The 13,568-nt window shown below is 40.9% G+C and carries 14 protein-coding genes and 1 pseudogene; 5 read left to right on the top strand and 10 right to left on the bottom strand.

Translation table 11 applies throughout. The features are described from left to right. Window positions 1-169: 169 nt before the first annotated feature. From guaC to B3R79_RS02755, 8 genes and pseudogenes are all read right to left on the bottom strand, one after another. On the bottom strand, window positions 170-1,153 hold the full coding sequence (gene guaC, locus B3R79_RS02790; protein ID WP_293693607.1) for a GMP reductase: 984 nt from the start codon (window positions 1,151-1,153) through the stop codon (window positions 170-172). Between the two features lie 237 nt (window positions 1,154-1,390). After that, window positions 1,391-2,809, bottom strand: a complete 1,419-nt coding sequence (locus B3R79_RS02785; RefSeq protein WP_293693605.1) for a glycoside hydrolase family 1 protein — start codon at window positions 2,807-2,809, stop codon at window positions 1,391-1,393. A gap of 116 nt (window positions 2,810-2,925) precedes the next feature. Further along, window positions 2,926-3,620, bottom strand: a pseudogene (locus B3R79_RS02780) (HAD hydrolase family protein); the annotation flags it as partial. 135 nt (window positions 3,621-3,755) lie between these two features. Next, complete coding sequence (locus tag B3R79_RS02775; protein WP_168260774.1) at window positions 3,756-4,511, bottom strand: SDR family oxidoreductase; 756 nt, start codon at window positions 4,509-4,511, stop codon at window positions 3,756-3,758. A 62-nt stretch (window positions 4,512-4,573) separates the two neighbouring features. Further along, window positions 4,574-5,569, bottom strand: coding sequence for a phosphate acetyltransferase (gene pta / locus B3R79_RS02770; protein WP_154455449.1), 996 nt, complete (start codon window positions 5,567-5,569; stop codon window positions 4,574-4,576). Between the two features lie 17 nt (window positions 5,570-5,586). Beyond that, the gene (locus B3R79_RS02765; protein WP_168260772.1) at window positions 5,587-6,477 is read right to left on the bottom strand and encodes an RluA family pseudouridine synthase; all 891 of its coding nucleotides are present in this window, start codon (window positions 6,475-6,477) and stop codon (window positions 5,587-5,589) included. Next, window positions 6,474-7,319 carry an NAD kinase gene (locus B3R79_RS02760; protein WP_293693602.1) on the bottom strand — a complete coding sequence of 282 codons (846 nt, stop codon included), beginning with the start codon at window positions 7,317-7,319 and terminating at the stop codon, window positions 6,474-6,476. Before B3R79_RS02760 ends, B3R79_RS02765 begins: the two co-directional genes overlap by 4 nt. Continuing rightward, window positions 7,294-7,959, bottom strand: coding sequence for a GTP pyrophosphokinase (locus tag B3R79_RS02755; RefSeq protein ID WP_168260770.1), 666 nt, complete (start codon window positions 7,957-7,959; stop codon window positions 7,294-7,296). The genes B3R79_RS02760 and B3R79_RS02755 overlap by 26 nt, the downstream gene beginning before the upstream one ends. A gap of 124 nt (window positions 7,960-8,083) precedes the next feature. On the opposite strand from B3R79_RS02755, the gene B3R79_RS02750 reads away from it, so the two are divergent. The 5 genes from B3R79_RS02750 (at window position 8,084) to B3R79_RS02730 (ending at window position 11,944) form a co-directional block, all read left to right on the top strand. Next, on the top strand, window positions 8,084-8,647 hold the full coding sequence (locus B3R79_RS02750; protein WP_168260769.1) for a CYTH domain-containing protein: 564 nt from the start codon (window positions 8,084-8,086) through the stop codon (window positions 8,645-8,647). 91 nt (window positions 8,648-8,738) lie between these two features. Beyond that, window positions 8,739-9,710 (top strand): ribose-phosphate diphosphokinase, encoded by a 972-nt coding sequence (locus B3R79_RS02745; protein ID WP_154455444.1) that lies wholly within the window; start codon window positions 8,739-8,741, stop codon window positions 9,708-9,710. 3 nt (window positions 9,711-9,713) lie between these two features. Further along, complete coding sequence (locus B3R79_RS02740) at window positions 9,714-10,829, top strand: cysteine desulfurase family protein (protein WP_168260767.1); 1,116 nt, start codon at window positions 9,714-9,716, stop codon at window positions 10,827-10,829. A 1-nt stretch (window position 10,830) separates the two neighbouring features. Further along, entirely contained in the window at window positions 10,831-11,178 is a 348-nt protein-coding gene (locus tag B3R79_RS02735; protein ID WP_168260766.1) for a DUF1831 domain-containing protein, read from the top strand. A 127-nt stretch (window positions 11,179-11,305) separates the two neighbouring features. Beyond that, window positions 11,306-11,944, top strand: a complete 639-nt coding sequence (locus B3R79_RS02730; RefSeq protein ID WP_167829273.1) for a redox-sensing transcriptional repressor Rex — start codon at window positions 11,306-11,308, stop codon at window positions 11,942-11,944. A 48-nt stretch (window positions 11,945-11,992) separates the two neighbouring features. Here the strand turns inward: B3R79_RS02730 and radC are convergent, their stop codons facing one another. Together radC and B3R79_RS02720 are read right to left on the bottom strand one after the other, a co-directional pair. Beyond that, on the bottom strand, window positions 11,993-12,676 hold the full coding sequence (gene radC / locus B3R79_RS02725; protein WP_293693599.1) for a RadC family protein: 684 nt from the start codon (window positions 12,674-12,676) through the stop codon (window positions 11,993-11,995). 47 nt (window positions 12,677-12,723) lie between these two features. Continuing rightward, window positions 12,724-13,566, bottom strand: coding sequence for a glycosyltransferase family 8 protein (locus tag B3R79_RS02720; RefSeq protein WP_293693597.1), 843 nt, complete (start codon window positions 13,564-13,566; stop codon window positions 12,724-12,726). Between the last annotated feature and the right edge of the window lie 2 nt (window positions 13,567-13,568).

Here is a 13,568-nt window from a genome sequence, read left to right as displayed (position 1 = left end):
ATCCCCTTAATAATCGTTTCATAGCGACAATTTCCCTTCTGACTTTTCTAATCCAATAATCTCCTACCAGCATACCATTTCTTGACCAAGGGAGCGAATGATATGCTTTCAAACACACAAAAAGGAATAGCAGTAATAGCTCCTACTCCTTTTTGCTTTTATCATCTGATTAAATGAAATCCCCATTCCAAATCGAATTTTTAACAATCACGTAATCCACGCGCGTCAAGCTATGCAAGTCACGGCCACCTGCATAAGAGATTGAACTTTGAAGGTCTTCTTGCATTTCTTGCAAGGTGTCTTTCAAATGACCTTTGACAGGTAAAAGGATTTTCTTACCTTCGACGTTTTTGTGCTCACCTTTTTGGTATTCTGAAGCAGAACCGTAGTATTCTTTATACTGTTCGCCATCCACTTCAACTAGTTTTCCAGGACTTTCCAAATGCCCTGCAAAAAGTGAACCAATCATAACCATTGTAGCACCAAAACGGATTGATTTGGCAATATCACCGTGTGTTCTCACACCACCATCTGCGATAATAGGTTTTTGAGCGGCTTTCGCACACCAGCGCAAAGCTGCCAATTGCCATCCGCCAGTACCAAAACCAGTTTTTACTTTTGTGATGCAGACTTTACCAGGACCGATACCGACTTTTGTCGCGTCTGCACCCGCATTTTCCAACTCACGAACGGCTTCAGGCGTACCAACATTTCCGGCAATAACAAAGGTGTCAGGCAATTCTTTCTTGATGTGCTTAATCATGTTAATGACGCTATCAGAATGCCCATGAGCAATGTCAATCGTAATAAACTCTGGTGCGTCCTCTTTTAAGCTTGTGACAAAGTCATATTCGTAATCTTTAACACCCACTGAAATCGAAGCAATCAAGCCTTGGTCATGCATGCGTTTCACAAATGGTTTGCGAGAGTCTTCGTCAAAACGGTGCATGATGTAGAAATACCCATCTTTTGCTAAACTTTCTGCAATATCTTCATCAATGATGGTTTGCATATTAGCAGGTACCACAGGGAGTTTAAAGGTGTGGCGTCCCAAGGTCACATGAGTATCAGCTTCTGAACGACTCTTAATAATACACTTATTAGGAATCAATTGAATGTCTTCGTAGTCAAATACAGGCATTTCGTTATACATAATAGTTTCTCCATGGTTTCCCTATCCCTCATCTAAAGCAAGGAACACAGAAACATTTTCATAAATAGTGACCTTCCTATGACTCTTTTCAAGAATGGATCAAAGAGCATCGCTGGGTAAAAACTTACCCTTCCATTAATATATTACAATAGCGTTCGTTTTGTGTCAATTATTTTCCTTTGCTTATTTGCATTATTCGTTTATATCGGATTATTAGAATTCCCTGTAACTATCTGATTAATCTGACAAATATTGTCCGTTAGTTGCGATGACTTTCTTGTACCAGAAGAATGAATCTTTGCGGTAACGTTTGAGGGTACCGATTTCTTCGTCTGTACAATCCACATAGATAAAGCCGTAACGTTTACGAATGCCTTCGTGAGTTGAAATCAAGTCAATGGCAGACCATGGGTTGTACCCAAGCATATCCACGCCGTCAGTAATAGCCAATTGAATTTGTTCGATGTGGGCGCGCAAGTAATTGATACGGTATTGGTCATGAACTTTGCCATCTTCTGTTAGGGTATCGTATGCTCCTAGTCCGTTTTCAGTTACGAGAAGTGGGAGGCGGTAACGGCTGTACATTTCACGAACAGTTGCACGGAAACCAATTGGGTCAATTTCCCAGCCAAATTCGGTTTTTGGTAGGTTTGGATTGTCAACGCCACGGTAGAAACCAGCTTCTCCACGAGCTGTTTGTTGGTCAGCTGATGGGTTTAGGTTTTCTGTTCCATCAGAAGCAGCCACGGTTGCTGTATTGTAGTAGTTAAATCCGATGAAATCAGGTTTTGCAGCCTTCATGATAGCCAAGTCTTCTTCGGTAACAACTGGTGTAGCATCTTGTTCTTCCAAATAAGCCCAAACCAAGTTGTTGTAAACACCGTAAACCGCAGCATCTAAATAAAGCCAGTTACGGATAGCGTTAAAGTTTTGTGATGCCAAAACATCTTCTGGTTTTGATGATGCCGCATAAACAAGTGAGATATTTGGAGCAGGACCAATTTTAGCCTCAGGCAACATTTCGTGACAAATTTGCATGGCTTTGGCTTGCGCAACCAATTGGTGATGGTTTTGTTGGTAAACTTCTTTGGTTACATTTGTTGTTCCTTCTGGAATGTGGAGGGTTCCGATGACAGGACCCACCAAGGTTAGCATATTTTGTTCGTTGATGGTCAGCCAATATTTAACACGGTCACCAAAGTTTTCAAATAAGACACGAGCGTATTCTGCAAACCAATCAACTGATTCATGCGTTGACCAAGAACCACGTTCATCAAGAGCTGCTGGCATATCAAAGTGGAACATAGTCACGATAGGTTCAATGTCATATTTCAAACATTCGTTAATCAAATCATTGTAAAAGGCGATTCCTTTTGGATTCACTTCACCAACACCTTTTGGCAAGACACGGCTCCATGAAATAGAGAAACGGTAAGATTTGAAGCCCATTTCTGCCATTAAGGCAATGTCTTCTTTGTAGTGGTGGTAATGGTCAACAGATACCGACAAGTCTGCTGTTCCTGCAGGAATGTCTTTCACGTCTTGGCATGAAGGCCCTTTGCCGTCTTCTAAGGCTGCTCCTTCTACTTGGTAAGCAGATGTTGATGCACCCCACAAGAAATGTTCTGGAAATGGTTTTAAGGTTTTGTGTAACATAACGATTCTCCTTATTGCTGTGTTTTCAATAGTATTATAACAATCGCAGTTGGTAAAAACTAGTTTTATAAACCGTTTTCTTGGTACTATTCTACGATATCCTCTTTTTACTCAATTTACTTTAATGCTTTAAAAGCATTAAACAAACCATCTTCTTCCACATCATCGGTGACCATATTGGCCATGGCTAGACTGTCAGGACCTCCATTTCCCATGGCAACCCCAATCTCGCAATAATCAAGCATAGGAATATCCACCTTAGCATCGCCAAAGGCAATAGTGTCTTGTTTGTCCGCTTGCAGATACTTTAAAAGCACATCAATGGCATGGGCCTTGGTAATATCTTTGACACCTAGGTCGCCAAATAATGCCGTTTCCCCACGGCCACTCCAAGTCCCTGCTTTGAGATTTGGAAAAACTAGGACAGAATCCAAATGGTCTTGATACGTCTTGAGAATAAAACTCACCTTATTGACATCATCGCAATACAATTCATCCCCATAAACCAAGCCGTACAAAGTATCCTCTGCTTCCAAATCTTTCACCTCTGCTGCTGTTTTTCCCTTACGCATGGCGTATTGGCGCATGATAGGACAAGCCGCTTCTTTGAATTGTCTGAGGCAAAAAGGCCGTTGTTTGATTTCAAATAAAAGGCTAAAACACGCTCCTGCAACCAATCCACAATCACCTTGGTGTCTTCTTTTGATATCAGTTGGTGCATGACAACCTGACCGTCACACTCCACGTAAGAACCGTTGCCACCAATCATGCCATCAAAATCAATTGCCCAAAGCTTATCAGGCATTTCTGCGCCCATGTTTTTCCCTCCTTTTACTGTCATTATAAGAGCTGGCTAAAGGAAAAGATAGTATGATGTTAGCGTTTTCTAATAGAATGGTATGAAAAAACACCTCCTTGACTAGCAAGAAAGGTGTTGCTACTTTGATTAGTCGCGATAAACGGGCTGCGCACCAAATGTCTGTGAAACAGGCATGATTTCAATGCGATTGATATTAACGTGCTCAGGCTGGCTGGCAATCCAAGATACCGTGTTAGCAATATCCTCAGGTTGAATAGCATGTGCTCCTTCGTAGAGTTTGGCAACTCGCTCATCATCTCCCTTAAAGCGCACATTTGAAAATTCTGTTCCTTCGCACAAGCCTGGTTCAATATTAGACACGCGGATTTTAGTACCTGCAAGGTCCGCTCGTAAATTGAGGGAGAATTGTTTAACAAAGGCTTTTGATGCCCCGTAAACATTTGCGCCTGGGTAAGGAACAGTTCCAGCGGTAGAACCAAGATTGATAATCAAACCAGAATTGCGTTTGACCATATCTGGCAGCACTTGTCGTGTGAGGTAAATCAAGCCTACAATATTGGTATTAATCATGGTCATCCAATCGGTAAAATCAGCCTCATAGGCCTTGTCCAAACCTAGCGCCAAACCAGCATTATTGACCAAAACATCGATAGCGCGCCATTGTTCAGGTAAGCTAGCCAATGCCGCATCAATAGCTTTTGGCTGAGCCACATCCATTTGGAGGGGATAGACCTTGTCTTGTCCCAACTCGGCTTGCAACTCTTGCAATTTATCAAAGCGACGGGCACAAGCAATCACTTGATAGCCGTCAGCAACTAATGTTTTGACAATGGCTATGCCAAATCCAGCAGAAGCCCCTGTTACTAAAACAATTTTTGACATGATTTCTCTTTTCTATTTGCTAAATGAGAAAGTCAGTTGGATTATCCAACTGAACTTTGTGTTTATTCGTCATCATCAATAGCTTGGGCAGCTGTGATAATGGCTAATTTGTAGATATCTTCGGCACTTGAGCCACGAGATAAATCGTTAACAGGCTGGTTAAGACCTTGGAGAATTGGCCCGATAGCCTCAAACATTCCCAAACGTTGGGCAATCTTGTAACCAATATTTCCTGATTGAAGGTCTGGGAAGATAAAGACATTTGCTTGTCCTGCAACGTCACTACCTGGCGCTTTAAGAGCTGCAGTTCCAGGCACAAAAGCCGCGTCAAATTGTAATTCCCCGTCAATAGCAAGGTCAGGTCGTGCTTCCTTAGCCAATTGCAGAGCTTCTTGAACTTTTTCCACTTGGGGGGCTTTAGCGCTGCCCTTAGTTGAGAAGCTAAGCATAGCTACTTTAGGATCTAGGTTGAAAATTTTAGCGGTGTCTGCTGTGTTGACAGCAATCTCAGCGAGTTGTTGGGCATTTGGGTCTACATTGATGGCACAATCAGCAAACACCAAACGTTGTTCGGTTGTCTCACGGCTCATCAAAAATACTCCTGAAGTTCTTGATACGCCTGGTTTAGTTTTAATGATTTGAAGGGCTGGTCGAACCGTAGCTGCCGTTGAATGCATGGCACCTGATACCATCCCGTTAGCAAGCCCCATTTTAACTAACATAACTCCAAAATAATTGACATCGTGTAAGAGTTCATCAGCTTCTTCAGGTGTTACCTTGTCTTTGCGAATTTCTAAAAAAGCTGCTTTCATCTCATCAAAGCCATCGTATTCCTCTGGGTTAATGATGATGTAATTCAAATCAGCAAATCCAATCATGTCAAGTGTTTCACGAATGACCTGAGGTTCTCCTAGAATAATCGGTTCTATTAATCCCTCAAATTTCAAACGTGTTGCCGCACGCAAAACACGTTCGTCACTGCCTTCAGGAAAGACAATCTTGAGGTTTTTTCCAATGATTTTTCCGCGCAAACTGCCAAATAAAGAGCGAATTCCCATATAAACAACCTTCAATTCTAATTTTTTTGTAATTTAATGATAACGTTTTCAAAGTCTTTTGTCAAGGGGATTTTCTGGATAATCTCCTTATTGTCATAAGGATTTCTAAAACGCAAGTAATGGCAATGCAAAGCTTGACGTGTGACGCCTAAATCCATCCGACCGCCATACATATCATCTCCCAGCAAAGGAAAGCCAATGTGCGCAAAATGCACGCGAATTTGATGGGTGCGTCCTGTGTGCAACCGAATGTCCACCAAGGCCACATCACCAAAACGTTCGACCACTTGATAGCTGGTGTGAGCGTATTTGCCTGATGGGTGAACACGGCGCGTGATGATGCTGTCATCTGAGCGAGCAATTGGTGCAATAATCTCGCCGCTATCTTCCAATTCTCCCTTGCCAGAAACCAAAGCCAAATAACGTTTTTCAATAGACTTGCTTTGCAGCTGCTTATCTAGTCTGGCATGAGCGTAGCCGTGTTTGGCAAAAAGCATCAAACCACTCGTATCCTTATCCAAACGGGTCACAATATGAACCTGCTTATTAGGGTAATCATTTTCCATATAATAAGCCTTCACAAAATTAGCGATGGTGTTAGAGTGCAAAACACTTGGAATGCTAGCAAAGCCGCTTGGCTTATTGATGATTAGAAAATGCTCGTCCTCATAGACAATATCCAAAGGGTGTTTGACGGGAATGAGGGTTTCGTGCTCTTGCTCGTCAGGAATCTCAATCGTGACGACATCTCCTTTTTCTAAGAGGTAAATCGCATTTTGCTCAACGCCGTTAACCCAAATATTCCCCCCTTTAAATTTAACCTTGGCGAGTAACCCTTTTGAAACATCATGGCTTTTTAGAAATGTCTTGACCTTGGTTTGACGGTCGGCAACAAATTCAAATCTCACGAATCCAAATCTCCTATGAAAGCATCTGTGACACGTTCCCAAAAACTTGTATGCGATGGGGTTGCCACAAAGCTAATTTTTTTAGAATCAATCCGATATTCCACTTTAGATAAATTTTTATAATGCATGGTTTTATTGTCCACTGAAATGGTATAGATACCTTGGCGGGTCGGCTTGATTTCAATCTTATCTTTTTTAGGCACAACAATTGATGACCCTAAGGTGCGATAAACACGGTTATTTAAACTTGAAATTTCAGCTAACTGCATGGCTTCAATGGTTGGGTACAAAAGAGCCCCACCTAATGATTTGTTGTAAGCCGTGCTTCCTGTCGGTGTTGATACAGACAAGCCATCACCACGGAAACGCTCCAAGATAACATCGCTAACCATGACATCTGCCACCATGGTTTTTTCAATCCGTTTGATTGACGATTCGTTCAAGGCTCTAAGGTTAATGACTTTGCCGTCATCAAGGGTAATTTTCACTTTCAAGATAGGGTAAGAAGCCTTGTCGCCCTTGTCTGAGCGCAAATTATCAACCAATTTGTCGACTTCAAAATCACGGTAATCGGTGTAAAAGCCCAAATGCCCCGTGTGAACCCCCACAAAACGGACGGTGTCTAGATTTCTTTCGTACATATGGAAGGCTGAAAGCAACATACCATCGCCACCAATTGAAATCACTACATCAGGGTCTTTTTTGGTTAAGTAAAAATCCTTGTCTTCTTTAAAAATCGCAAACAATTTTGAAGCTACTCGGCGACTTTGTTTTTTTCCATTTGAAACAATAGCCACACGCATAGCTTTTTTGTTTTTACCTGTAGTATTCGTCTGTGTCATCGCTATTCCACACTCCATCATTTAATTTTCGACTCGCTGGATCAAATAAAAGCTGTGCTTCTCTGATATCTTCCCTAATTTTCCGCATTTCCTCGTCCAATTCCAAAGCAATTTTTGCCGTGATTTCCAAACGTTTCTTGATTTCTTCTGGAAATTCCCCCTTGTACTTGTAGTTCAAGGAATGTTCAATCGTTGCCCAAAAATTCATGGCCAAAGTCCGAATTTGAATTTCGGCTAGGACTGTTTTTTGACCATCTATAGTATCAACAGAATACTCAATAATCACATGGTATGAACGGTAACCACTTGATTTCATATTGTTGATGTAGTCGCGTTCTTGGATAATGGTCATATCATGTCTGCTACGCAATAGCGTCAAGACTTCCTCCACGTCATCGACAAATTGAACCATAATACGTACCCCAGCAATATCTTGCAAATCTTGAGCGATATTTTCAAGCTTAATGCCTCGGAGTGCCATTTTTTCTTGAATACTCTCAACCGATTTCACACGTCCTGTGACAAACTCAATCGGAGAGTGTCTGTTTTGCTTTCGAAATTGCTTTCGAATCCCTCGCAGTTTGATTTTTAACTCTCCTACGGTTTGGATATACGGATCCAAAAACTTTTCCCAATCCAAAAATCATCATCCCCCTTTATCATGACAAGTCCATTCTTGTCAAATAAATAACTTTTTTATAGAATTAGTATAACATTCTAATTATATCATATTCACTATTTTTATCACAAAGGAAAACTGGCTTATGACACATCTTGAAATAGAATACAAAACCTTATTAAACAAGGATGATTTTAACCGTTTGAGCCCACAATTTGCACAAGTCGCTCCTGTTACTCAAACCAACTACTACTTTGATACAGCGGCATTTGATATGAAAGCCAATCGGATGTCCTTGCGCATTCGCACATTTGACGACCGCGCCGAACTCACTCTTAAAGTGCCCAAAAAAGTTGGCAATTTGGAACACAATCACGATTTGACTTTAGAAGAAGCAAAAAACATTATTCAAACCAATCATTTTCCAAAGATTGCATTTTTTGATCACATTCGAGAAAATGGAGTTGATCCAGCTGCATTGAAGTGTTTTGGGCATTTGACAACCACTCGCCGCGAAATGAAAACGTCTATCGGTTTAATGGCGCTAGATAGCAATCAATACGCTGGCAAACAAGATTATGAGTTGGAGTTAGAGGTGGAAGATGCCGATAAAGGTAAGGCCGATTTTGACCGTTTCCTAGCCCAAAACCACATTCATTTTAAATACGCTAAAAGCAAGGTGGCTCGTTTCAGTGCCACACTAAAATAATTTCAGCCCATTTTTCGTTATAAAATGCTGAATAATTCCATCTTTTTTGATAGAATAGAACTATTAATGTTTAAAGGAGTATATTTATATCATGGCAGAACTTTACGCCGACAAACAATTTAAGCTTTTTTCTCTTTCTTCTAATGTGGAAATTGCCAAAAAAATTGCGGATGCCGTTAAGGTGCCGCTAGGAAAAGTGTCAACACGCAAATTCTCAGACGGCGAAATCATGATTAACATCGAAGAAACTGTTCGTGGTGATGATATCTACATTATCCAATCAACGAGCTACCCAGTGAATGACAACCTTTGGGAGTTGCTCATCATGATTGATGCTTGTAAACGTGCCAGTGCCAACACCGTAAACGTGGTGATTCCTTACTTTGGTTACTCTCGTCAAGACCGCATTGCCGCATCACGTGAACCAATTACTGCTAAACTAGTGGCTAATATGCTTGTTAAAGCTGGTGTTGACCGTCTTCTTACACTAGACCTTCACGCTGTCCAAGTTCAAGGTTTCTTTGACGTTCCAGTAGATAACTTGTACACTGTACCTTTGTTTGCAGAATACTGCTACAACCTTGATTTAAAAGGGGAAGATGTTGTTATTGTCAGTCCTAAAAACTCAGGAATCAAACGTGCTCGTAGCCTTGCCGAATACCTTGATTCACCTATCGCTATCATCGACTACGCTCAAGACGACTCACACCGCGAAGAAGGTTACATTATCGGTGAAGTTGCAAATAAAAAAGCCATCCTTATCGATGACATTTTAAATACAGGTCGTACGTTTGCTGAAGCAGCTAAAATCCTTGAACGCGAAGGTGCAACTGAGATTTATGCGGTAGCCAGTCACGGATTGTTTGCTGGCGGTGCCGCTGATACGCTAAATACTGCTCCTATCAAAGAAATTGTTGTAACCGATTCTGTTGACACTAAGGAACTTCTTCCTAAAAACTTGAAATACCTTTCTGCCAGTGAATTGATTGCGGATGCTATTATTCGTATCCACGAAAAAGCACCACTTAGCCCACTCTTTTCATACGACGCTAAAAAGGATTGAGATATGATTTATTTTGATAATGCTGCTACTACTCCACTAACTCCGTCTGTCATTGAGGCGATGAAGGATATCATGACCACCGATTTTGGTAACCCTTCTAGCATTCACAGGATTGGACGCCGTGCCAACTACCGCCTGCGTACTTATCGGCAAATGATTGCGTCTGCCCTCAAGACAACCCCACGCCGCATTATCTTCACCTCAGGAGCAACTGAAAGCAACAATACTGCTATTAAAGGCTATGCTTTGGCCAATCAAAATAAGGGAAAACACCTGATTACAACGGCTATCGAGCATCACTCTGTCTTACACACAATGACTTATTTGGAAGAAAGTTTTGGTTTTGAAGTAACTTATTTGCAACCTCAAAACGGGACGATTTCTGCCCAACAAGTGGCTGACGCTTTGCGTAATGATACCATTTTAGTTAGCACCATGTTGGCTAATAACGAAACAGGCGACCTCCTACCCGTCAAGGAAATCGGAGAACTCCTTGAATCGCATCAAGCTGTTTTTCACGTGGATGCTGTTCAGGCCGTGGGAAAATTGGACGTTTTTCCTGAGGAGTTAAAAGCCGACTTTTTGTCTGCTTCTGCCCATAAATTCCACGGTCCAAAGGGCGTTGGTATTTTATATTCGACGCCGCAACACTTTGATAACCTACTTCATGGTGGGGAGCAAGAAGAAAAACGCCGAGCAAGTACTGAAAACATGGTTGGTATTGCTGGGATGGCACAAGCCTTGGCCGATAGTGTGGCAAATAAAAAAGCCAATTATGACCACGTTCAAATCTTGCGTGATGCCTTTTTGGAGGCTATTTCTGGCTTGGACTATTACCTCAATGAAACAGCCAACACGATGCCTCATGTGCTTAATATCGGTTTTCCTCATCACAATAATGCCACATTATTAACCCAGTTAGATTTGGCTGGATTTGCCGTTTCAACAGGTTCTGCCTGCACGGCTGGTACGGTTGAGCCAAGTCATGTGTTAGCCAGTATGTATGGCCAAGACTCACTACGTTTAAACGAGTCTATTCGCATCAGTTTCTCTGAACTCAACACACTATCAGAAGTGCAAGAGTTCGCCCAAAAATTAGTAGAAATAATAGGAAAATAAGATGGCATTTGAAAAAACAATTACATTAACAGACTGCCTATATAGCTATACTCTTAGCGATGACGTTAAAAAATATACCCTTCGCGACACGACTTTTACTCAAAATCGTGTAGGACATTATGAATTGATACGTTTATTGGAAAAAGTCCCTAATTCTGGTGAAGGTTTTGCCCTAAAAATCACTATTAACAAAGAGCTAACAGGCTTTAAAATGAACATTACGGACAAATCTGGTCTACGCCTCGTCAACATTTTCAAATCAGAAGATAACACCATTTTACAAGAGAAATTTTACTTCTTGATGGATAGCCTTGTTGAACGTGATATTTTCACCAAAACATCCGTTTAATGATCATCAGCTTGATTTCTAGTTTTACTTAGAAATCAGGCTTTTTTTATCGGAATTTATGAAATTTGTTTTTCTTTTCACAAGCTTTTTGTTACAATAGAAGTAACAAATATGAGGAGATGGTATTGTGACGACTGATAAATCTATTCCTAAAGCGACAGCTAAACGGCTATCCTTTTATTATCGTATTTTCAAGCGATTCAATACAGATAATATTGAAAAAGCGAGCTCAAAACAAATTGCAGATGCCATGGGAATTGATTCTGCAACAGTCCGTAGAGATTTTTCTTACTTTGGTGAGTTAGGTCGGCGTGGTTTTGGTTATGACGTCAAAAAATTGATGAATTTTTTTGCGGATATTTTAAACGACCACTCGACCACGGCAGTTCTATTGGTAGGCTGCGGTAATATTGGACGGGCTTTACTACACTATCGTTTCCACGATCGTAACAAAATGCAAATTGTGATGGCTTTTGATACCGATGATAATGAATTGGTTGGGCAAACAACGTCAGACGGCATTCCTATTTATGGTATTTCAACCCTAAAAGAACACGTCAAAGAATCTGGTATTGAAACGGCGATTTTGACCGTGCCAAGTACCAAGGCTCAAGAGGTAGCTGACTACCTCGTCAGTGCTGGTATTCGTGGTATCTTGAGCTTTTCACCTGTACACCTCAGTGTCCCTAAAGACACCATTGTACAATACGTTGATTTAACCAGTGAATTGCAAACGCTATTGTATTTCATGAATCAATCAAAATAATCAGTCTAAAAATACCCTAGAAACAGGATGTTCTAAGGTATTTTTTATTTAAACTAAAATATGCTCCTCTTCTCGAAAACTATAATAACGGTATTTGCCAACAATAATGTGGTCCAAGCAGCAAATGCCAATCATCTCACAAGCCGTTTTGATTTTTTCGGTAAATCGCACGTCGTTTTCACTTGGATGGGGTAGGCCAGACGGGTGATTATGTACGATAATCACAGATGTCGCCATGTTTTTACAAGCATAATAGAGAATTTCACGCGGTTCTGCTACTGACCGTCTAACCGTTCCAATGAAAATCGTGTGTTGCTCGATGATGTGATTTTGTGTGTCTAGGTAAATGGCAACAAGATGCTCCTGCTTTTGTGCTCCCAATTCCAGCATCATTTTTTGCGCCAATTTTTCACTACTTAAAATGCGCTCGTTGTCTAGGCAAACGTCTTTGAAAATCCGTTTGGATAATTCAATCATGGCCTTGATTTCAATGGATTTGACTACTCCTATGCCGTCAATTTGTTGCAATTCCTGCAAAGAAAGGTGTTCCAAATCAGACAGGCGATTGATTTGTTTTAATATTTGCTGCGAAAGGGCTGAAACAGGGAGTTGCTTGGTGCCCGTTCGCAATAAAATGGCCAATAATTCTTGGTTGCTTAATTGTTCGGCTCCTAAATGTTGCAGTCTTTCTCGAGGCAACTGAGAAGCGGATGCGGCATCGATTCTATACATAAAAAAGTCCCTCCACTTAATTATTCGTAAGCGAAGGAACTTGTGTTTTAATCTTTGCTGTCTTTTAAACGCAAGGTACGGTGCCAATAATGTTTGTAAAGGGCACTATAACGACCTCTATAATCTTTTTTCCAAGGCTTGTCACGTCCACAAAAATGCAAGAAAACGGTATTTTCAATGATCCAGTTCAAGTTCCACTCACCTGAACTTCTGCCGTAATAAAGCACGTTGTAGCGTGCATCGTAATTGTAGATTTGGTCTGGAATGAGCACCGTGCGATGACCATATAAAGCATTTAGAATATCTTGGTCTGGCAAAAAGAGCAGGTGACTATTTTTCTCAATGTAATCCAAAATGTCTTTTCGAAAAACCGATTGCCTAATGGCTTCCAAATTCATCAAAAGCACGCCAGAATTGAAGTAACTTTCGGCTTCAAAATTTCGCAAGCGTAGCTTATTGACCAAATTTGAAATATTACCGTCTGACGTATGGCTGGCCGCTGCGTACAATTTATCCTCCAAATCCATCTCGTAGAGGGCAACCATGTCATTTAAACACAAAATGTCTGCGTCAACATATAAGATTTTATCCAAATCTTGTGGCAAGTATTCATGTGCCAATAAACGATAATAAATGGTTTCAGGATAACGATTTGTTGTCGGTGCATCTTCAAAGGATTTCTCGCCAATCACAACAGGGTGATAATCAAGACCTAGCTTATGGCAAAATGTCTCAATCGCTTCGTTTTGTGCTAGCTCCGTTTTTTGCAGTACATAAACAGAAAATTGCTGATTGGAACTGTTTTGGTGAATGGAATACAAGGTCACCATAAATTGTTGCACATAGCCATCATCGATGGCAAAGAGTAAATTCATTTTTTTCATCGTCATAG

This window comes from Streptococcus sp. UBA3373 (assembly GCF_002360305.1).
GTDB lineage: Bacteria > Bacillota > Bacilli > Lactobacillales > Streptococcaceae > Streptococcus > Streptococcus alactolyticus.
Note: the sequence above shows the minus strand (reverse complement) of the source record. Positions and strands in the feature narration are given on the sequence as shown.